The sequence below is a fragment of the Paenibacillus sp. FSL W8-0186 genome, assembly GCF_037969765.1.
Lineage (GTDB): Bacteria > Bacillota > Bacilli > Paenibacillales > Paenibacillaceae > Fontibacillus > Fontibacillus woosongensis.
This window is the reverse complement of sequence record NZ_CP150207.1, coordinates 170,012-189,951: the sequence shown is the minus strand read 5'-3', so window position 1 is coordinate 189,951 and position 19,940 is coordinate 170,012. Positions and strand designations below refer to the sequence as shown.

Sequence of the window (19,940 nt, the reverse complement as noted above, 5' to 3'; positions counted from 1 at the left end):
AATAAGGCTTTTTTTATTTTTCTACAGCACGCAAGCAGCGTTCTTATTACTGTCAGAACCGGAACGGATCATGAATGCACCAAATTAAGTGGTGCTTTTTCTTTTTTTATAGTTTGACCATCTTTGACTTTCTACTTAAAATTGTTTATGATGAGGTTAATAATTCTCGATTTCGTCAATTATGAGATTGATTGAATCGATACATGAATCTATATTACAATGGAGGCTATACTGCTCACTTCGCGATTGGCCCGGCCTTTATCGAAGAGACGCTAGTAGGAGCTCGAACCAATCTAAGGAGGTTTTATCGGTGAGTTATATTCCAATGGTCGTTGAACAAAGCAACCGCGGAGAACGCGCATACGACATTTATTCCAGACTGCTGAAAGACCGTATTATCTTCCTTGGTAGCGGAGTGAATGACGTCGTTGCCAACTCCATCATCGCGCAAATGCTATTCCTGGATGCAGAAGACCCAGGCAAAGATATTCATTTGTACATTAATAGCCCTGGCGGCTCAATTACCGCAGGGATGGCGATTTATGATACGATGCAATTTATTAAATCAGACGTATCGACGATTTGTGTCGGACTGGCTGCTTCTATGGGCGCTTTCCTGCTGAACGCAGGCGCGAAAGGCAAGCGTTATGCGCTGCCTAACAGCGAGATCATGATCCATCAGCCGCTAGGCGGTGCGGAAGGACAAGCGACGGACATCGAAATCCGGGCTCGCCGCATCCTGAAAATGCGTGATAAACTGAATCATATTCTTGCGGAGCGTACTGGACAGCCGCTGGAGCGGATTGAGAAGGATACGGACCGCGATTACTTTATGAGCGCTGCCGAAGCAATGGAATATGGCATTGTGGACAAAGTGATTGAGAAAGTCACTCCTGCTGGAGTGTAACGATTGTAAATAAGGCTGTCTTCCAAGCATAGCTTGGAGGACAGTCTTTCTTGCAATTAGGGTGCTAGGTGTAAAGGAGACCAGAGAAATGAGCCATAACCGAACGAACAAACAATATGACGTCAGCCACAGCCTGGGCCAGGTTGCCATGGGGGCAGAGCCCGCCGATCTGGTCGTCACTAACGGTACGCTGGTGAACGTATACACCGGCGAACTGATCGAGAACACGGATGTAGCCATCAAGCATGGCCGCATTGCTTATGTAGGCCATGCCTTACATACAATAGGAGCTAGTACGCAGGTGATCGACGCCGCTGGCCGGTATATTTCACCAGGTCTGCTGGATGGACATATGCACGTTGAAAGTACGATGCTGTCTGTCACCGAATTCTCCAAAGCGGCGCTAGCCAAAGGAACCACTGCTATTTTTATGGATCCGCATGAAATCGCCAACGTATTCGGAACGGAAGGGGTCCGCCTCATGCATGAAGAAGGCCGCGGTTTGCCGCTGAAGGTATACACCACCTTCCCTTCCTGTGTTCCGTCTACGACGGATCTCGAGGATGCCGGCGCCGAGCTGCATGTCGACGACATCGCAGAGGGCATGACCTGGGACGGTGTTGCGGGCTTGGGCGAGGTGATGAACTTCCCCGGCGTCGTGCATGGCGAACCGAAAATGACCGGGGAAATCAAAGCCACCATGGAGGCCGGCAAAGCGGTCACCGGCCACTTCCCTAGCGACGACGAGCAGCAGCTTCAGGCCTACATTGCCGCGGGTGTGACCTCCTGTCACGAGACGGTTACAAGAGAGCAAGGCTTGGCTAAGCTAAGGCTCGGCATGCATCTGATGATCCGCGAGGGCTCCGCCTGGCATGACGTCAAGGAGGTTATCAAGGTCGTCACTGAAGATCGTGTAAGAACCGACAACATTATGCTTGTTACCGATGACGTCTACCCGGAGACGCTGGTTGAGAAGGGACATCTCAACCATGTTGTCCGCCGTGCTATAGAGGAAGGTGTTGACCCGGTTACCGCTATTCAGATGGGGACGATCAACACAGCTCGCTACTTCAAGCTCGATGGCGATATCGGCGGAATCGCCCCGGGCAAATGCGCCGATCTGCTGCTTATCGATGATTTGCGGCAAATGGAGCCTTCCAGCGTTATTACGAACGGCGAACTGGTCTATGATCGCGGCAGACTGATAGCTCAGTTTCCCAGCTATGTCTATCCGGAGAAAATACGGCAATCGGTTCATTTAGCCCGCCCGCTTACTGCAGCGGACTTCCTGCTGAGCAGCCGAAGCCAGGGAACAAGCACCAAGGTGCATCTCATCCAAGCAATCGAGAACAGCGCCCGCACGGCGAAGGCAACAGCGACGCTGCAGGTCTCCGGCGGCATTATCCAGCTTGACCCTAAGCAGGATATCGTACAGCTGGCGTGCATTGAGCGTCATCATGGCACCGGACAAATCTCTCTGGCCTTCGCCCAGGGCTTCCAATTGAGAAGCGGAGCGGTTGCTTCTACAGTGGCCCATGACAGCCACAACCTGCTCGTCATGGGAACGAATGCAGAGGATATGGCTCTCGCAGCCAATGAGCTAGCCCGACTTGGCGGTGGCATGATTGCGGTGGAGAACGGCCAAGTCCTCGCCTCGGTGCCTATGGTCATCGCCGGCTTGATGTCCGATCAGCCGCTGGAGACTGTAACCAGGGAAGTGAAGCAGCTTGCTGCGGCCTGGCAGCAGTTGGGCTGTCCATTGAATGCACCGTTCATGACCTTCTCGCTGATCGCCCTGCCGGTCATTCCGGAGATCCGCATTTCAAATCGCGGTCTGGTTGACGTCACCGAGTTCAAGCTTATTCCTGTAGAAATTATTGAATGATAGAAGAGTAAATTTAAGGAGGCAATCCCATGAAAGTAGACATATGGTCAGACTTTGCTTGCCCATTCTGCTATATCGGCAAACGCAAATTCGAAGCAGCCCTGAAGCAATTCCCTCATGGCGACCAAGTCCAAGTTGGCTTCCGCAGCTTCGAGCTCGCGCCCGATGCCGAGAAGAAGACCGGCAAGGATATTAACACGGTGCTGGCCGAGAAATACGGCATGCCCTACGAACGAGCCAAACAAATGAATGAGCAAGTCACTATGCAAGCCGCTGAAGTCGGGCTGGAGTACCACATGGATAACGTCATCCCCACGAACACCCATGATGCCCATCAATTGACGCAGTTCGCCAAACAGCACGGCAAAGGAAACGAGCTGGCCGAACGGTTGTTCCAAGCTTATTTCACGGAAGGTCTTGATCTCGGCGACCATCCTACGCTTGCCCGGCTATCGGCCGAAGTAGGCCTCAACGAACAGGAGGCTCTTCGCGTTCTTGAGGAAAGCGCCTTCGATTCCGCAGTAATCGACGAACTCCAGCAGGGCGCTCGTCTTGGAATTACCGGTGTTCCTTTTTTTGTCTTCAACGATAAATACGCCGTATCCGGCGCGCAGCCAAGCGGAACATTCCTGGAAGTACTTGAGCAGGTGTGGCAGGAAGAACAGCAGCAGCCATTGCAAGTGATTTCTGGCCAGGCTGGCGGAAATTCGGACACTGGCCCGAATTCCGACCCCTCCTGCTCGGACGGCTCTTGCTCCGTTTAGGAGCTCATCCAGAACTGACAAAAGCTCCCCTCATCACAGGCAGGTTAAATACCCGTCCTTATGAGGGGAGCTTTTTCATAACCATAGAATTGTTCCACTATAGCAAAACATAATAGTATTATTTGTGTCTCGTGAAATCAAACGGATTCGTACCTGAAGGCAGCAGCTGCGAGAAAGGAAAATAGAACTCCGGAAATCCGTTCACATAAGGCAAATACTCATACAACGGGAAAAAGATGACGACACCCTCGTCCTTGACGTAATACGACGGATTCGGGCCAATCGTCTTGAAATTGCCGAAATAGCCCTGCGTCTGCTGTAATTGCTGAGCTATGGCAGGATCGACGATCTGGCGATAATTCGGATTCGCCCGCAGCAGCTCGTCAAGCGTTAGCCGCTTGCCGTCCTTCAGCCGAAAGGTCAGCCCTTCCCGGTAGCTGTTTCCATGTGCTCCCCCGGTGTAAGCATAGGTCTGCTCATAGAGGCTCAGAATGCAATTCTTGTTATAGGTGACCGTATAGTTAGCCAGAAATTCATACTTATTCCCGCTTGGGGAAGGCTGGTTCTGCTTTGCTTCCTTAACGGATTTCTTCACGAAATCCTCCGCGCGGGCTGTGAAGTACGAATTAAGCTTCCGTTGGACCGATTTGCTCTTCAAACCGCTTATATGGGGATATTCCGCTTTAATCGATGCCCCTGGCAAGGACTTCGTTATTGTTCGCGTCTCGACTTTAACCCCTTGTTCGGCAGCTGCTGTTGCTTGGGTTGTCCCTGCGAATGGTGTCTGCTTGGCTTGAACTCCCATTCCCAGAGCCCCATCCTCTGCGCCAACGTTGCCTTCAAGCAGCATTCCCGCCGATAACAACACGGCCGCGAGCAGGCCTAACCCAATCCGGCAGTTCTTCCACATCATCATCTTTGCCTCACCTCTTTCCTTGGATAGTCGAATTATGTCCCTCTTCCAGCAAAATCATGCCCAACATCCGATTAAGCGTACGAGGCCACAAAAAAAGCGAAGCGCAAATGCGCCTCGCTGTTGTAAATTATTGTTGCCAATCGATGGCCGTTATTCCCGTCCGCTCTTCAGCTCTGTCCAGTAACGGTCGTAGAGCTGCAGCTTATCCCCAACGTCGCCAAGCCATTCTGTGCGGGACAGCTCATCCGCAGAAAGGTTGATCATCGTATCGGCATTATATTCGTCGCTATGGAACTCCTTCGCCTTGATATTCGGATCGCTATAGCCGATCGACTCGTAGTTCTTCGCGCTTACTTCAGGCTCCAGCATGTAGTTGATGAACTTCTCTGCCAGCTCCTTGTTCTTCGCATCCTTCGGAATCGCATAATTATCTGCCCAGATCGTACCGCCTTCTTTAGGCACAACATATGCTACGTCCGGATTGTCACTGGCAATCACGGAAGCATCGCCCGACCAGACTGTGCCGATCCAGCCCTCTTCCTGGATCATTTTATTCTTAATATTATCCGTATCAAAAGCAAGCACGCTTGGCAGCAGCTGCTTCAAGTCGTCCACCGCAGCGCCGATTTCCGCTTCGTCTGTCGAGCTGTTCGATTTGCCGGCTTTTTTCAGAGCCATCCCGATCACTTCGCGGTTATCGTCCAGCAGCAGCACCTTTCCTTTGTAAGCCGGGTTCCACAGATCTTCCCAGCTGTCGATCTCGTCCTTGATGTATTTCTTGTTGTATGCAATTCCCGTCACGCCGGTCATATAAACGATGGAATACTTGTTGCCCGGGTCGAACACAGGATCCTTAAACGCAGGATCGATGTTCTCGAAGTTCGGGATGTTCTCCATGTTCAACGGTGCCAGCAGCCCCTCTTTAATCATGGTGTCGACCATATAGTCGGAAGGCTGAATCAAGTCGTAACCGCTGCCGCCCGTTTTGATCTTCGCAAGCAGATCCTCGTTGTTGGCAAACACGTCATATACAATTTTTACGTTATATTCTTTTTCAAAATCAGCGAGTACGTCGGCGTCAAAGTTATCCGCCCAGCTGTAAATGTTCAACGTTTCCTTGCCAGATGATCCGCATCCGGACAAGAGGGAAATAACTAACATGCTCGCCAGCAGTACGCCGGCCCATCTCATTTTTTTCAATTCTTTGATCTCCTCTCTTTAATAACCTATTATAAGTTGGACAGTTGAGAAGGATGTAGGGCAAGTACGTAAATTGCTCCTACGATCGCTGTTGTTCCCGGATTTCTTGGATTATATAAATTCATATGAGGCAGAAATCCGATCACAAAGCCGAGTCACAAGCTTATGCTTCCGAAGCAGCTTTCCTTCAGAAAGCTTTCATTTCTTCGGAATCATTTTTCTCCCTTGCCTGCATCCATTCTTTAATTAATCTTATTTACTTTAATCATGTTCAAAAAGTCAACTTTTCAGCGCATTACCTCTCATTAGAATGGGAGGAGGGATTTTTTCTTTTGCCCTTTGCCCCGATTCAACGCATATTGCGCCAGTAAAATCAATGTGACGCTGACGATGATCAGAATGGTACACAACGCATTAATTTCCGGGGAAATACCCCGTTTTACTTGCCCGTAAATATAGATCGGCAGCGTCGTCGAGCTAGGCCCGCTGACGAAGAAGCTCACCATAAAATCATCCAAGGACAACGTAAAGGCGATAAGCGCACCAGCCACGATACCAGGCATGATTTGCGGAAATGTGACATAACGGAACGTCTGCCACGCATCCGCCCCCAGGTCGTTCGCTGCTTCCTCCAGCTGCTTCCCCATGTCCGCCAGCCTCGTGCTGACCACGACGTAAACATAGGACATGCTAAACGTAATATGGGCTAGAATAATCGTCAGCTTGCCCATCGGAATATGGAACTGGGTGAACAGGACAAGTAAGGATAATCCCATAATAATATCCGGAATGATGATCGGCAGGTAGAGCAGACCGCCCATCCCGGCCCGCATCTTGCGGTTCAACTTTCTCATCGACAGCGCAGCCATCGTCCCTAGAATGGTAGATGCTACGGTGGATACCGCAGCAACGATTAAGCTGTTGCTCAGCGCCTCGATGACCCGGCGGTTTTTAAACAAAGAGAAATACCAGTCCAGCGTGAAGCCGCTCCAGTCGGCAGCTAGACGCGAGCTATTAAAGGAATATGCAATTATAAAAGCGATCGGCACATAAATAAACACCATCATCAGCAGCGAATGAAAGCCGAGCAATGGATGCGTCTTCGTCTTCATCAGCGCCCCTCCTTTACTTTGAGGTGCCTGGAAGTCATCGCTTTGTTAAACAAGGCGATCATAATCAACGACGTGATCACAAAAATGATCGACAGCGCCGAACCGAACGGCCAATCCCTCGCTCCCGAGAATTGCGCCTGAATGACGTTGCTGATCATCGCCGATTTCGCGCCGCCCAGAATGTCCGTTACAACGAACATTCCCGTGGTAGAGACATAGACCAGCACCGAACCCGTCATGATGCCGGATCTGGTCTGCGGCACCGTAATGTGCCAGAACGACTTCCATGGCGATGCGCCAAGGTCGCTGGCCGCCTCCAGCAGCTTTTTGTCCATTTGTTCCAGCGCAACATAGATCGGCAGCACCATAAAGGGAATAAACGTATAGACCATGCCAAGCAGAACGGCTCCCCGCGTATACAGCAGCTGCAGCGGCTCGTGAATCAGGCCGATATCGATCAGCAAATTGTTGACGACGCCCTGCGTGCGAAGCAGCAGAACCCAGGCATAGGTGCGAATCAGGAAGTTGATCCAGAACGGAATTGTCACCAGAATCAGTCCCCAGGTCTGTCTTCTCGGTCCAGCATTGGCAATATAATAAGCTAGCGGATAGCTCAGCAGCAGACAGATCACCGTCGTCATGACGGACAGTACGATCGTATCCCAATATATCCCCAAATACAGCGGATCGAAAAAGCGGGCATAAGCATCCAAGCTGAAGCCGGCTACGACGCCGCCAACCTGGTCACGGCCCATAAACGACATGCCGACAACAATAAGCATCGGAATGAGCATAAAAACGCCCAGCCATAACACCACCGGCAGTACCGACAGGCTCGATTTCCTCATGGCCCGATTACCACCTCGTCCTCGGCATTCCAGTCTACTCCTACCTTGTCGCCGATGCTCCAAGGACGATCATCCGTAATATCAAATATGATGGACACCGTCATCGGCTCGTTATCCAACTGAACGATCAGCTTGTGAATGCTGCCCAGGTAGAGCACATCCATGACCTCTCCGCTGCGCTTCGAGCCTTCCACCTGCCTGCTCGCCCGTAATTTCTCCGGACGCACAGCAAATAGCCGCCCATCGCTGGAGAAAATGTTATTCTCTCCTACAAAGGTGGCGGAGAACAGGGTGGCTGGCTTAGCATAAATTTCACGCGGCGTGCCGATTTGTTCCACTTGTCCGTTATTCATAATCACGATCCGGTCGGACAGCATCATCGCTTCCTCCTGGTCGTGGGTGACGTATACAAACGTAATCCCCAAGCTGCGCTGCAATTGCTTCAGCTCGGATTGCAGATTCTTGCGAAGCTGCAAATCAAGGGCGCTCAGCGGCTCGTCCAGCAGCAGGACCTTCGGCTTGTTCGCAATCGCCCGGGCGATCGCTACGCGCTGCTGCTGTCCGCCGGACAGCTGATGCGGATAACGCTTGATCAGCGGAGTCAGCTGGGTCATCGTAACCGCTTCCTCTACCCGCTGGCGCTGCTCCTTGGACGGTATTTTCTTCATTTTCAGTCCAAATGCGATATTATCCTCTACCGTCATATGCGGGAATAATGCATAGTGCTGGAATACCAGGTTCAAATCCCGGCGGTTCGGAGGCAGATCGGTCAAGTCCTTGCCGTCCAGCATAATTTTGCCGCTTGTCGGATGCTCGAACCCGGCGATCATGCGTAAAATCGTCGTCTTGCCGCAGCCGCTCGGGCCCAGCAGGGTTAGGAACTCCCCCTCTTGTATGGTGAGCGATAGCGGATGCACAACGACTTGTCCTGCAAAGCTTTTCTCAACTTCGGACAGTTCAATCATGTATGCACCAACTCCTTTAAGTCTACTAAGAAAAAAAAGCCATATCCATTGGTATGGCTTTTAACAGGTCAGTCGATTCATTTTTTGCATATTCACTATACCTTGTTTTGTCCCTAGATACAACACTTTTCTAGGCCGTTTGGCAGAACTAGAGGAAGTTTTGTGAAGGTTTTTCGTGAATTCGGCTCATTAAAAAAGCCGCGATGCCGCTGTCCTTGGACAGATTCCCGCATCACGGCCCTGGTACAAGGCCCTAGAGGCTTCCAGATTATTTCATCTCGTACATCACAGAGAGTGTTGTCTTTACACTGATTTCTCCCGGCTCGATGGAGGTTCTCTGATCCATGGATGCCTTCTCCGCTACGGCGAAGCTCACATTCATATAAGGCGCGTAATCGTTGCTGGCCTGAGTGACGCTCAGCACAACACCGACCTGGCGTTTGGCGGCTTTGGCAATTGCGGCGGCTTTCATGTCCGCATTAGCCATCGCCTTCTCGATCACCTGCTCCTGATATTGATCGGGATTCTCGGTGGAGAAGCGGACATTGTCAATGCGGTTAGCCCCTGCCTTCGTAATTTCGTCCAGCAGCTGGCCTACCTTCTCCAGATCGCGGTAAGTAATCGACAGTGTATGGTAAGCGGAATAGCCCTTGACCTTCTGGCCTTCCTTCTCGGAATAACTGTAGTTCGGCTGCACGGAGAACTGGCCTGTCTTCATATCCTTTGCATCCAGCTTCCACGTATCCTTGAGCAGCGCGTTCACCTTGGCCATCTGGGCTGCATTTTGGCTCTGCGCCTCCTTCGCCGTAGCCGCCTGTGTCTCTATCCCTACGGAAATATACGCTACGTCCGGCTTAATCATAATTTCACCGCTGCCAGTGACGTTGATGACATTGCGCTGCGCCTCATTGTCAGCGTATACAGGCTGTGCCATATCCAGTCCCCCGCCAATCCAAGTTCCTCCAACCACTAATGCACTTGCGATCACAACTGCGCCAATCGGCTTGAACCATTTTTTCATTAGTAATGACCTCCAATATAGGGTGAGTTTAACTACTAAACGACGGCTCATATGCAAATGTTGCAGCAATGGATTCATTCTTTTGGAAAAATATGATCCTGGGCCATTTCAATTTAAAAAGGGATGACTTCGCGGCAGGAACCCCGAAATCATCCCTTCAAGAACACTGGCATAAACCCTATTACTGGTTCTCCAGTTCCTCTTTGCTAACCAGATTAATTAAAGCGTTTGCGGCTTGCTCCGCGTCTGCGCCATCCGCACTGATGTAGATTTCCGTTCCGGTGCTAATGGCAAGGCTCATAATACCCATGATACTTTTAGCATTTACTTTTTTATCGTCTTTCTCAACAAATATTTCAGATGAGTATTTATTCGCTTCCTGGACGAAAAGCGCTGCCGGCCGAGCGTGTAGACCCGTTTTCAATCGAACAGTTACCGGGTGTTTGATCATGAAACCTTACCCCCTATTACGAATTCAATAGCATGTTGTAGAACTATGTGATCATGGTAAATTTATATCATTATATCATATACAGACTGTAACAGACTAGCTATAGGCCTGTACCCCCGCGAATTTTTTCCGCCAGCTCATCGATTTTCCGCAGTCTGTGGTTAACGCCTGACTTGCTGACCTTGCCTTTGAGCAGCTCCCCGACCTCTTTGAGGTTCATATCGGGATGAGCGAGACGCACTTCCGCAACCTCGCGCAGCTTCTCCGGAAGGTTCTCAAGTCCCACTTCTTTCTCCAAGAGCCTGATATTTTCGATCTGCCTGACGGCCGCTCCGATCGTTTTATTCAAGTTCGCCGTTTCGCAGTTCACGATCCGGTTGACCGAGTTGCGCATATCGCGCATGATACGCACATCCTCGAATTTGAATAACGCCTGGTGGGCACCGATAATGTTCAGCAGCTCGATAATCTTCTCGCCCTCTTTGATGTAGAAAATAAAGCCCTTCTTGCGTTCGATGCATCGCGCATTCAGATGAAATTCATTAGCGAGCTCCACCAGGGCCTTGCAGTGCTCCTCATACATGGAGGCGATCTCCAGATGATACGATGAGCCCTCCGGGTTATTGACGGAGCCTCCCGCCATGAACGCCCCGCGCAGGTAAGCCCGTTTACAACAGTTTTTCCGGGTCAACTCTGGATTAATCCCCGGCGTAAAAATAAAACCTTCAGACACGATGTTCAACGTCTTCAGTATTTCCTGAACCTTGGCCGGAATTCGTACGATATAGACGTTATTTTTCTTAAGCCGCATTTTCTTGCGTACAAGCAGTTCCGTATGAACCTGAAAGTGCTTCTTCAGTAAGGAATAAATTCGCCTTGCTATCGCGGCGTTTTCCGTAGAGATGTCCAGAACAACCTTCTTGTTCGAAACCTGTACCGAGCCATTCATCCGGATTAACGCGGACAGCTCGGCCTGCTCGCAGCAGGAATCAGCCTCGACCATCGTTAGTTCCTTTTTGGTTTGCGCCGCAAACGACAAGGATCTCACCTCTTTCGTAAATTCCAGTTTTGCACCAATTGGTAAATATGCTGACTCAATTTGTCGGCATCATGGCGCAAATAGCGACGGAACAACACGAGCGTGTCCGCAATGACTTTGTAGCCACGGCCCGTAACGACATCCCAGTCGACCTCGACCGGCTTAGCGCCTTGCTCGGCATAGAAATCCTGAACCTGAGTCGGGATTTCGCCGTCATTGACGATGACATAATCAAATAAATGATGGCCTACGTGATCGTAAATGGCCTGGAGATGGTCGCTTACCGTATAGTTATCCGTCTCGCCAGGTTGGGTCATGACGTTGCAGACAAAAATTTTGATCGCGTTCTTGTTGGATAGAACCGCTTCCGTCAGCTTCGGAACGAGCAGATTCGGAATAATGCTCGTGTACAGGCTGCCCGGGCCGATCAGAATGGCATCAGCCTCGCGAATCGCCTCGCACGCCTCCGGCAGCGGCTCGACCTCCTCCGGCTCCAGGAAAATTCGCTTGATCTTCCCCCGGGCCTCGGGAATCTTCGATTCCCCGGTCACGATCGTCCCGTCCTCCATCTCCGCATGCAGCACCACCGCCTGATCGGCGGCGGGAAGCACGCGGCCGCGTACCGCGAACACGCGGCTCAGCTCCCGGACGGCCGTGACGAAATCTCCGGATATATCCGTAATTGCCGCTAGTATTAAATTGCCCAAACTATGCCCTGCTAGTCCAGAACCGTTGGAAAAACGGTAGCTAAGCATATTCGACAGCAATGGTTCTACGTCCGCAAGCGCGGTCAATACGTTACGAATGTCGCCGGGAGGCGGCATATGCAGCTCATTCCGGAGAATCCCGGAGCTTCCCCCATCATCGGCGACGGTAACAATGGCCGTGATATCGAGCGGTTTTTCCTTTAACCCGCGAAGCATGACGGATAGGCCGGTTCCACCGCCCATCACTACGATTCGCGGAACTTTCGTATCGTTAGCTCGATTCATCGTCTTGATTCACCCTCTTAATGCCGGTCTCGGCCCTCATCCCTATGGCTTACGCGAACCGTCTCCGTTTCACTAGTTCCGAGCATCCGGCCCAAATATTCGGCAATGGCGACCGAACGGTGCTTCCCTCCGGTACAGCCAATGGCGATAATGACCTGGCTTTTTCCCTCTTTATGATATTGAGGCAGCAGAAAATGCAGCATGTCTAACAGTTTTGTCAGGAAGGACTGTGTCTCCGGCCACTTCATAACATAATCATATACATCACTGTCTTGTCCGGTGTGTGGACGAAGCTGCTCAATATAATGAGGGTTTGGCAAAAACCGGACGTCGAAGACTAAATCGGCGTCGATCGGTATGCCGTATTTAAATCCGAAGGAAGTGATGTTTACGGATAAATGATTGCTCTCCAAATGAGAAAAGCGGGAAATGATCTTCTCTTTAAGCTGGGCAGGCTTGATATTGCTCGTATCGATGACCTGGGTGGCAGAAAGTTTCAGCTCCTCTAGCATTTTGCGCTCAAGCCGGATGCCGTCGAGCGGCATGCCGTCCGGTGCAAGCGGGTGGCGGCGGCGGCTTTCCTTATAGCGCTGCACCAGCACGGAATCGGTCGCATCCAGAAATAAAATTTCACAATTAATTGTAAAATGATCTTTTACATAGCCAAGCGACTCAGATAAAGCAGTAAAAAACTCCCGGCCGCGCAGGTCGATAACCAGTGCCACCTTGGCGATTTTCCCATTCGATTGCTCGATCAGCTCAGCGAATTTGGGGATGAGTACTGGAGGCAAATTGTCCACGCAGAAGAATCCTAGATCTTCCAGGCTCCTGACAGCGAGCGACTTCCCTGCGCCCGACATGCCTGTAATGATAATCAAATTGGCTACTGAAGCTTTCTCCTTGTCTGACATGCATTTCCCTCCTCGTATAGTTCTCCTGTCTTCTTCTATCTATTATATATCTAAAATCGACACTATATATCGACAGAATTTGATAACAGACCCCCGATTGCCTACGAGCTTGCGAGCGTGACTTGTCGAACCCGAGTGTTCACTATAGCCCGAAGGCTGCTGCCCCTGCAAGCATATCTGCTTGCCGTGATTCTATTAGGAACGCGTGAACAGGCCTGCGGCACCAACCATTCCGGCATCATTGCCGAGCGTTGCAGGAACAATGCTTACCCCTCTTGCCGCTACTTCCGGCGTCAGCTTCTGGAACACGCTGCGCACCTCATTGAACAGGATGTCCCCCGCCTTGGATACGCCGCCGCCGATAATGAACACTTCCGGATTCAGCACGACAGCTACAGCCGCCAGCGCTTTTCCCAAATAGAATGCGGCGCGGTTCACGATGCGAATCGCTACTTCGTCCCCGGCTTTCGCCGCATCGAATACGTCCTTCGCCATAATTTTCTCTACTTGCGACAAGGCCGTGCGCTCTCCTCTGGCTACCGCATCATTGGCCATCCGGATAATGCCCGTTGCCGAGGATACGGTCTCCAGGCAGCCGGTCTCGCCGCAGCCGCATTGAATCGCTTCCAGATCGGGAACGACAGACATATGGCCTAGTTCGCCCGCAAATCCGGCGAAGCCTTGATAGATTTTGCCATGAATAATAATGCCGGCGCCTACTCCCGTACCCAGCGTAGCGCAGACGCAATGATCGATGCCCTTGCCCGCGCCGCCCCAGGCTTCGCCCAGCGCTGCAACGTTGGCATCATTGTCTATTTTGACAGGCTTGCCAAGGCGGGCCTCCAGAATCTCGCGAATCGGAAGATCCCTCAAACCTACATTCGGTGCTAGAATGATGATTCCTTCGCGAACGTCCGTAAATCCGGCAACTCCAGCTCCGACGCCTGCTACCTGTTCCCAGTCAAAAGGAGATTGCTCCACGATATGACGGACATACTGCTCGATATTGCTTACAACGGCATCGGCACCTTTATCAGCTTCGGTTGGCCCTTCATAAGTATGAAGAAGCTGCCCCTCCTCATTACAGATGCCGACTTTGATCGCAGTCCCGCCAAGATCAACACCAATGTAGATTTTTTCAGACATTGTACAAGCCACCTTTTTCTTCAAATAAAATTGTTTATCCTACGTACCAACTATAAGCGAACCACACCGTTCGGTCAAGAGAAGCGAACAGCAGGAAATCCAGTAAATACAAGGCTTTCAGCGCAAATGATGAAATTCACAAGCGGTGTTTATATAGAGAATACACCCGCTGCGGCAGCCCTCCAAATGCTGTCCAATCCTACAATTTCCCAGCAAAAAACCCCGCCGAAGACGGGGTTGCATATTATAGGTGAGCATACCATTTATACCAAGTTTAAGACAATATTCGCTTCTGACCTTCGAGTGCTTGAATCGGCGCGATATTTTGCGTGAATTCCAAGGTGCCCATATATCTGCCTTCGGCGCTGCGAACCGCAAAGTAACGGATATAAACGAGCTTATCCTTGAACGGAATCCAGAAATCCTCGGCATCTTTCCGCCCAGCCTTGAAATCCGCCAGCAGCTCATTCACGACATGCACGCTTTGCGGAGGATGGCAGTTTTGCACCGTACGGCCGATGACGGCCTTGGTCCGGGCGAAAATGCGCTCCTTCCCATGCGAGAAATACCGGACAACATCCTGCTCGTCAATGAACGTTAGATCCACAGGCAGATGATTCATAATCGCTTCCAGCTGCGCGGCGGTCAGAATTCCTGTCTCGAAGCGGATCAGCCCCTCTGGAAGCTGGCCGTTCTCCGCTACCTCCGTACCTTCGTCGTACGGGAGCGGCACACGCTCGGGAACCCACTTCTGTTCCGGGGCAGTCAGGCAATAGCCGATCTCATCGCTCTCGGCGGCTATTTTTACCCACTCGTCCTCCGTCAGCTTCTCCAAGGCCATCGGCAGCAAAATATTCTCTTCTTTGAAAATCATCTCGTTTACCTCAGTAATCACGCGCTCCAGATCGATGATGAGTATATCCTTATCGGCGCGGTCACCGTTGTAACTCAGGAGCTTCTCTTTTACTTTCTTAATCATCGCACGAATGGCATCGTCTACACCCCACATCACCTTGGTCGGGCCATAGATGCCGTATTTCTCTAAATACGGGAACAGCAAATTTTCCTTGCGGCTATAGTGTTTATCGAGATCCAGCAGCAGATTTAAATCTTCCACCAGCTTAAAGACGATATCCGTGCTGTCCTCCCGGCGGAATTTGTCCTTATGCAGCTCCAGCCGGAAATTGACATGCCGCTCAATCTCGCGATTCTCCAGCTTAAAGGTATGAACAGGATGCCCCGGCTGCTCCTCCGGCTTGGACGAACGGTGAATTTCCTCAATCGAGCCTTTAAAAATAGCCGTGTGCACAGAGCACAGGCGCTGCACCTCGGAGACTGGAATACCCTCCTCCTCCATCAAGGCTTGCTCCATTGCCGATATTTCCGCTACTGTCACGTCCCCGACTGCTTCCTCGAACCGGGTTTTGACCTCCTCCACGCTCTTCCCTTCATGCAGCTCCTTAATGATCTGCTTCAGCAGTTCTTGCCGGCGTCCTTGCTCTCGTACTGCATGCTCGCGGTTGTTGATCATTTCGCTCATCGCCGTACCCTCCTCTATTTATAAGCCTATTATTTAAAATTATTCTAAGCTCCGGACCATACAACGCGCCGCCTGAGTTCACTCCGTGATTTCATAGCCCTTGGCGCGGAACGCGTCCTTGATCGCATCGAGCTCCACCTTGCGCAGCCTGGCTCCCTGGGGGATCGTCATAAAGCGCCCCGCGCTCTGCAGCATCCCCGGCTTGGCCAGCTGCTCGAAGCCTAAGCCCACCATGATATCGATGATTTCAGGATCGGCCGTGCATAACTCGTAGACTGTTTTATGCAAATCGATCTTTTTCCCCATAAGCCCTCACCACATTCTTCAAATTTGAATGAAAACCATTCTCATATTCAAAGTAGCACAGGCCGCTCTGACAACTTGTGATTACAATCACAAGGATGCAGGTGCTTTGCCAGCACAGTTTATTTTTTTATGCAGATTTGTCACAATAGGAGCTAAAGGAGGTTTATTGACGATGAATTCCATTCATTTGCTATATATTGAAGACGATCCCGAGATCGGAAAGTGGGTTAACGAAACCCTGCAGGACCGCGGCTACCGCGTAACCTGGCTCACGAGCGGAGAGCATGCCCTGGAACACGCCGATTCCTGCCGGCTCGCCATTCTCGATGTCATGCTGCCCGGCTTGGACGGCTTCACGGTAGGACAGCGGCTCAAGAAGCAGCATCCGAATCTGCCCATATTGATGCTGTCGGCCAGAACCTCGATTGATGATAAGCTGCAAGGCTTGGAATTCGCGGATGACTACCTGACGAAGCCTTTTCATCCGGACGAGCTCGCCGCCCGAATTGAAGTGCTGCTCCGCCGCAGCGGCAATGCTTCCCCGGAACCGCTTAGGCTGCGGCATCTGCTCGTCCATGAACGCGAAAACCTCATTATCGACCAGGACACCGGGGAAGAGATTCTTCTTACCGGGAAACAGTTCCACATCTTTCATTACCTGCTGCGCCACCTCGGCCAAATCATGACGAAGGAGCAAATTTATGAAGCCGTTTGGGGAGAGCCCTATCTGGAAGGCGATAAGACCCTAATGGTACATATTCGGCATTTACGGGAAAAAATCGAGCGTGATCCCGCCGCCCCGGAAATTATCGAAACAATCCGCGGCATCGGATACAGGGTGCGGGCATGAGATTTATAAATCAAAGCCCTTTGCAGCGCCTTCGCACTTCCCTTTTATCGCGATACGTGTTGATCATCGTCACGGCTCTCGTATTTATCCCCGTGCTGATTCCAGCCAGCTTCATCGCCTCCTGGGCCGTTAACCGGATGCTGATGCTGGGTGGGCAGGAAACCTATAAGCTGCCTTACGGCTCTGCCTATGAGCTGGAGCAGATGTGGCATAAGCACGCCAAGGCACTGGCCGCAGCCTCCCCTGAGGAAATCGATGCCAGGCTTTCCGCGCTGAAGGAGGAATACCCCGATGCCGCGCTGTTCTGGGTTGACGGTGCGGGGATCACGCAGCTTCAGCTGCCTGTACAGGCAACGCTGCCCAAGCAGTGGTCGGCGGAGGATACCATTGCCTTCATGAAGGCGGGAATCAATGCCGACCCCTACACCGTCGTGGCCTTAATCGGAGGAGACGAGCAGGCGAAGCAGGGATTCATGGTCTTCAAGCTGCCGCGCTCCTATCTGACGCCCCAAGGCCGTCCTAGCGATTCCCGGTTCTATGGCTTGTTCATGGCGCTCATCTTCGGCATATTTATATTGCTGTCCTATTTGTTCTTCCGGGACATCCGCAAACGCCTCCTCCGGCTGGAAGCAGCTATGACGAGCGTTGGAGAGAACGGGCTTCCGTCGCCTACAGATGAAGGGCGGCCTGATGAAATCGGCAGACTGGAGCAAGCCTTTAATCATATGGTGAACCAATTGGAGGAGGGCCGCAGGCGAGAACGCAAGGAGGAGGAGCTGCGCAAGAATCTGATCGCCAACCTGTCCCATGACCTGCGTACGCCGCTGACCGTGCTCGCCGGCCATCTCTATTCCATGGGTAAAGAGCCTTTATCCGCGCAAGGACGGCAATCCTTAGCCTTGATGGAGGCCAAGCTGGACGACCTCGACCACCTGATCGATCATCTGTTGTCCTATAATTTGCTGGCCAGCGGGAAATACGCCTTGTCCATGGAGCGCCAGGACGTGCACCGCATCGTCAGGGAGAGCGCTGCCGCCTGGTACCCCATCTGGGAAAAGGCCGGCATGACCGTGGACATCGATCTACCGGATGAACCCCTGAGGTGGGCGGTCGACACGCAGGGCTTTCGCCGCGTCCTGGATAACCTGTTCCAGAACGTCGTCCGCCACGCCGGTACAGGCAAGTATGTAGGCATCCATACGGCACGCTGGAAGGGACGCCCTGCTCTTATTATTACGGACCGCGGCCCAGGCCTTGATGCCGCCTCCGGTTTTAAAGGGGCGGGCCTAGGCCTGGCGATCATAGAGCTGCTGCTGCGGGAGATGGGGCTTCGCCTCGACGCGGAATCCTCTGCCAAAGGCACCCGATTCGCTATCTTTCCCGCTTCTTAACCTAAATTTAAACTTCAACCTCCGCTGCATTTAAACTTCGGAAGCTATGTTGATTACCGAGGTGATTCATAGTGAGCGAACTGATAATCCAAACCAAGGGATTAACGAAGAAATACCGCGGTCGTCCGGCCGTTGATCAATTGAACCTGGAAATCTCCAAAGGAGATATTTACGGCTTCCTTGGACCGAATGGAGCGGGCAAGACGACGACGATCCGCATGCTGCTCGGACTGATTCAGCCGACGAGCGGCTCGATCTCTATTTTTGGGCGTGAGCTCAAGCGGGACAAATTGAACATTCTGCGCCGGATCGGATCGCTTGTGGAGTACCCTTCCTATTATGGGCATTTGAGCGCTACCGACAATTTGGAGGCGATCCGCCGTATTCTGGATGTGCCGAAATCGCGAATCGCCGAGGTGCTGGAGATCGTCTCCTTAACCAAGGAAGCAAAGCGCCCAGTCAAGGGCTTCTCCCTCGGTATGAAGCAGCGGCTGGGCATTGCCGCTTCACTGCTCGGGAGTCCCGAGCTCCTGATTCTGGATGAACCAACCAACGGGCTCGACCCTTCCGGAATTCATGAAATGCGCGAGCTGATCAAGAATATGCCGCAGCAATACGGCATCACCGTGCTCGTCTCCAGTCACCTGCTGGGCGAAGTCGAGCAGATGGCCCATAAGGTCGGCATTATCCGCGAAGGGCAGCTGGTCTTTCAGGATACGATCGATCATTTGCGCCTCCAGGCGCAGCATGACATCGAGCTGGTCGTATCCGAGCCGGACTCCGCCATTTGGATCGCCCGCGACCTGGGCCAGACGGGCATCCTCCAGGGCGGGATTATGACCTTCCCCGGCATGAAGGATGCTCAAGTCGCCCATCTCGTCAAGCGGCTCGTCGAGAACGGGCATGCCATCTACCGGGTCGAGCAGAAGAAGAAATCTCTGGAGGATATCTTCATGCAAGTGATCGGGGAGGGAGCGCTATGATGCTGTTGCGCTCGCTTCACGCCGATTTTCTCAAAATTCGCCGCAAAGGAATCTGGTTCCTGGTCTTCCTCGCGCCAATTGGCCTCGTCACCATGCAGGGACTGAATTTCGGACTGCGATTCGACTATATACTCAGAAGGTACGGTGACGATCTCTGGGGCGGACTCATCGAAAATATCGAATTTTTCGTCCCGATGGCGTTGTTCCTGGGCTGTACCTTAATCAGCTCTCTGGTCGCCAACATAGAGCATCAGATGAGCTCGTGGAAGCAGCTGCTGGCCTTGCCGGTGTCGCGCAGCTCCGTATTCCTGGCCAAGTTCACCATGTGCGTGATCGTGTTGAGCATTTCCTGCCTGCTGCTCCCGGTCTTTACCGCAGGACTCGGCCTCCTGCTTGGCTTTCAAACGCCGCTGCCGATAAGGGAATTATTAACCATGGGCTTCTACCCTTATTTGGCCGCTTGGCCGCTGCTGGCTCTGCAGCTCTGGCTATCACTGACGTTCCGCAATCAGGCCCTTCCGGTTTCGATCGGCATAGCCGCCGCGATACTCTCGCCTTTTACGCTGGATTTATCCGTATGGCTGCCGCTGAATTGGGCTACTTTGGCCATAAGCGACAATAGCCCGCTGGCCTATCTCCTTGGCGGCGTTTCACTGGGCCTCTTCATGCTAATGATCAGCCTGCTGCATTTTAACCGAAAGGATGTGGACTGA

The 19,940-nt window shown here is 52.0% G+C and carries 20 protein-coding genes; 7 read left to right on the top strand and 13 right to left on the bottom strand.

The features are described 5' to 3' along the window. Positions 1 to 310: 310 nt before the first annotated feature. The 3 genes from clpP (at position 311) to MKX50_RS00920 (ending at position 3,556) form a co-directional block, all read left to right on the top strand. Positions 311 to 907 carry an ATP-dependent Clp endopeptidase proteolytic subunit ClpP gene (clpP, locus tag MKX50_RS00930; protein ID WP_213594750.1) on the top strand — a complete coding sequence of 199 codons (597 nt, stop codon included), beginning with the start codon at positions 311 to 313 and terminating at the stop codon, positions 905 to 907. A gap of 88 nt (positions 908 to 995) precedes the next feature. Then, positions 996 to 2,792, top strand: a complete 1,797-nt coding sequence (gene ade / locus MKX50_RS00925) for an adenine deaminase (protein WP_283926526.1) — start codon at positions 996 to 998, stop codon at positions 2,790 to 2,792. A gap of 29 nt (positions 2,793 to 2,821) precedes the next feature. Then, positions 2,822 to 3,556, top strand: coding sequence for a DsbA family oxidoreductase (locus MKX50_RS00920; protein WP_339158140.1), 735 nt, complete (start codon positions 2,822 to 2,824; stop codon positions 3,554 to 3,556). A 118-nt stretch (positions 3,557 to 3,674) separates the two neighbouring features. Here MKX50_RS00920 and MKX50_RS00915 read toward each other — a convergent pair whose 3' ends face one another. The 13 genes from MKX50_RS00915 to MKX50_RS00855 all read right to left on the bottom strand — a co-directional run bounded on the left by MKX50_RS00915 (position 3,675) and on the right by MKX50_RS00855 (position 16,003). Continuing rightward, positions 3,675 to 4,472 (bottom strand): DUF3298 and DUF4163 domain-containing protein, encoded by a 798-nt coding sequence (locus tag MKX50_RS00915; RefSeq protein ID WP_283926524.1) that lies wholly within the window; start codon positions 4,470 to 4,472, stop codon positions 3,675 to 3,677. A 150-nt stretch (positions 4,473 to 4,622) separates the two neighbouring features. Beyond that, entirely contained in the window at positions 4,623 to 5,672 is a 1,050-nt protein-coding gene (locus MKX50_RS00910) for a spermidine/putrescine ABC transporter substrate-binding protein (protein ID WP_283926523.1), read from the bottom strand. Between the two features lie 305 nt (positions 5,673 to 5,977). Then, positions 5,978 to 6,784: an ABC transporter permease gene (locus tag MKX50_RS00905; protein WP_213594758.1), complete on the bottom strand. Its 807-nt coding sequence runs from the start codon at positions 6,782 to 6,784 to the stop codon at positions 5,978 to 5,980. Further along, complete coding sequence (locus MKX50_RS00900) at positions 6,784 to 7,632, bottom strand: ABC transporter permease (protein WP_283926522.1); 849 nt, start codon at positions 7,630 to 7,632, stop codon at positions 6,784 to 6,786. The genes MKX50_RS00905 and MKX50_RS00900 overlap by 1 nt, the downstream gene beginning before the upstream one ends. Continuing rightward, positions 7,629 to 8,597, bottom strand: coding sequence for an ABC transporter ATP-binding protein (locus MKX50_RS00895; RefSeq protein WP_213594763.1), 969 nt, complete (start codon positions 8,595 to 8,597; stop codon positions 7,629 to 7,631). Before MKX50_RS00895 ends, MKX50_RS00900 begins: the two co-directional genes overlap by 4 nt. A 268-nt stretch (positions 8,598 to 8,865) precedes the next feature. Continuing rightward, positions 8,866 to 9,618 (bottom strand): SIMPL domain-containing protein, encoded by a 753-nt coding sequence (locus tag MKX50_RS00890; protein WP_339158139.1) that lies wholly within the window; start codon positions 9,616 to 9,618, stop codon positions 8,866 to 8,868. 181 nt (positions 9,619 to 9,799) lie between these two features. Further along, positions 9,800 to 10,069 (bottom strand): HPr family phosphocarrier protein, encoded by a 270-nt coding sequence (locus tag MKX50_RS00885; protein WP_019640181.1) that lies wholly within the window; start codon positions 10,067 to 10,069, stop codon positions 9,800 to 9,802. Positions 10,070 to 10,169: 100 nt separating this feature from the next. Then, on the bottom strand, positions 10,170 to 11,108 hold the full coding sequence (whiA, locus tag MKX50_RS00880; RefSeq protein WP_339158137.1) for a DNA-binding protein WhiA: 939 nt from the start codon (positions 11,106 to 11,108) through the stop codon (positions 10,170 to 10,172). 5 nt (positions 11,109 to 11,113) lie between these two features. Further along, the gene (locus MKX50_RS00875) at positions 11,114 to 12,100 is read right to left on the bottom strand and encodes a YvcK family protein (RefSeq protein ID WP_213594769.1); all 987 of its coding nucleotides are present in this window, start codon (positions 12,098 to 12,100) and stop codon (positions 11,114 to 11,116) included. A 17-nt stretch (positions 12,101 to 12,117) separates the two neighbouring features. Next, positions 12,118 to 13,011: an RNase adapter RapZ gene (gene rapZ, locus MKX50_RS00870; protein WP_283926519.1), complete on the bottom strand. Its 894-nt coding sequence runs from the start codon at positions 13,009 to 13,011 to the stop codon at positions 12,118 to 12,120. Positions 13,012 to 13,206: 195 nt separating this feature from the next. After that, entirely contained in the window at positions 13,207 to 14,157 is a 951-nt protein-coding gene (locus MKX50_RS00865) for an ROK family glucokinase (protein ID WP_213594773.1), read from the bottom strand. A gap of 274 nt (positions 14,158 to 14,431) precedes the next feature. Continuing rightward, positions 14,432 to 15,697 (bottom strand): DUF438 domain-containing protein, encoded by a 1,266-nt coding sequence (locus MKX50_RS00860; RefSeq protein WP_339158134.1) that lies wholly within the window; start codon positions 15,695 to 15,697, stop codon positions 14,432 to 14,434. A 78-nt stretch (positions 15,698 to 15,775) separates the two neighbouring features. Then, positions 15,776 to 16,003 carry a DUF1858 domain-containing protein gene (locus MKX50_RS00855; protein WP_213594776.1) on the bottom strand — a complete coding sequence of 76 codons (228 nt, stop codon included), beginning with the start codon at positions 16,001 to 16,003 and terminating at the stop codon, positions 15,776 to 15,778. A gap of 172 nt (positions 16,004 to 16,175) precedes the next feature. On the opposite strand from MKX50_RS00855, the gene MKX50_RS00850 reads away from it, so the two are divergent. The 4 genes from MKX50_RS00850 (at position 16,176) to MKX50_RS00835 (ending at position 19,940) form a co-directional block, all read left to right on the top strand. After that, the gene (locus MKX50_RS00850) at positions 16,176 to 16,853 is read left to right on the top strand and encodes a response regulator transcription factor (RefSeq protein ID WP_213594778.1); all 678 of its coding nucleotides are present in this window, start codon (positions 16,176 to 16,178) and stop codon (positions 16,851 to 16,853) included. Further along, on the top strand, positions 16,850 to 18,244 hold the full coding sequence (locus MKX50_RS00845) for a HAMP domain-containing sensor histidine kinase (RefSeq protein WP_339158133.1): 1,395 nt from the start codon (positions 16,850 to 16,852) through the stop codon (positions 18,242 to 18,244). The genes MKX50_RS00850 and MKX50_RS00845 overlap by 4 nt, the downstream gene beginning before the upstream one ends. Positions 18,245 to 18,315: 71 nt before the next feature. Continuing rightward, entirely contained in the window at positions 18,316 to 19,227 is a 912-nt protein-coding gene (locus MKX50_RS00840) for an ABC transporter ATP-binding protein (protein WP_213594782.1), read from the top strand. Beyond that, positions 19,227 to 19,940, top strand: coding sequence for an ABC transporter permease (locus MKX50_RS00835; RefSeq protein WP_339159958.1), 714 nt, complete (start codon positions 19,227 to 19,229; stop codon positions 19,938 to 19,940). The genes MKX50_RS00840 and MKX50_RS00835 overlap by 1 nt, the downstream gene beginning before the upstream one ends.

Bases quoted from the DNA above. Each gene is read 5' to 3' on its own strand.
- rapZ (WP_283926519.1), bottom strand. From the start codon at position 13,011: ATGTCAGACAAGGAGAAAGCTTCAGTAGCCAATTTGATTATCATTACA.
- MKX50_RS00890 (WP_339158139.1), bottom strand. From the start codon at position 9,618: ATGAAAAAATGGTTCAAGCCGATTGGCGCAGTTGTGATCGCAAGTGCA.
- MKX50_RS00860 (WP_339158134.1), bottom strand. From the start codon at position 15,697: ATGAGCGAAATGATCAACAACCGCGAGCATGCAGTACGAGAGCAAGGA.
- MKX50_RS00850 (WP_213594778.1), top strand. From the start codon at position 16,176: ATGAATTCCATTCATTTGCTATATATTGAAGACGATCCCGAGATCGGA.
- MKX50_RS00875 (WP_213594769.1), bottom strand. From the start codon at position 12,100: ATGAATCGAGCTAACGATACGAAAGTTCCGCGAATCGTAGTGATGGGC.
- MKX50_RS00905 (WP_213594758.1), bottom strand. From the start codon at position 6,784: ATGAAGACGAAGACGCATCCATTGCTCGGCTTTCATTCGCTGCTGATG.
- ade (WP_283926526.1), top strand. From the start codon at position 996: ATGAGCCATAACCGAACGAACAAACAATATGACGTCAGCCACAGCCTG.
- MKX50_RS00885 (WP_019640181.1), bottom strand. From the start codon at position 10,069: ATGATCAAACACCCGGTAACTGTTCGATTGAAAACGGGTCTACACGCT.
- MKX50_RS00845 (WP_339158133.1), top strand. From the start codon at position 16,850: ATGAGATTTATAAATCAAAGCCCTTTGCAGCGCCTTCGCACTTCCCTT.
- MKX50_RS00895 (WP_213594763.1), bottom strand. From the start codon at position 8,597: ATGATTGAACTGTCCGAAGTTGAGAAAAGCTTTGCAGGACAAGTCGTT.
- MKX50_RS00920 (WP_339158140.1), top strand. From the start codon at position 2,822: ATGAAAGTAGACATATGGTCAGACTTTGCTTGCCCATTCTGCTATATC.
- MKX50_RS00835 (WP_339159958.1), top strand. From the start codon at position 19,227: ATGCTGTTGCGCTCGCTTCACGCCGATTTTCTCAAAATTCGCCGCAAA.
- MKX50_RS00915 (WP_283926524.1), bottom strand. From the start codon at position 4,472: ATGATGATGTGGAAGAACTGCCGGATTGGGTTAGGCCTGCTCGCGGCC.
- MKX50_RS00855 (WP_213594776.1), bottom strand. From the start codon at position 16,003: ATGGGGAAAAAGATCGATTTGCATAAAACAGTCTACGAGTTATGCACG.
- MKX50_RS00900 (WP_283926522.1), bottom strand. From the start codon at position 7,632: ATGAGGAAATCGAGCCTGTCGGTACTGCCGGTGGTGTTATGGCTGGGC.
- MKX50_RS00865 (WP_213594773.1), bottom strand. From the start codon at position 14,157: ATGTCTGAAAAAATCTACATTGGTGTTGATCTTGGCGGGACTGCGATC.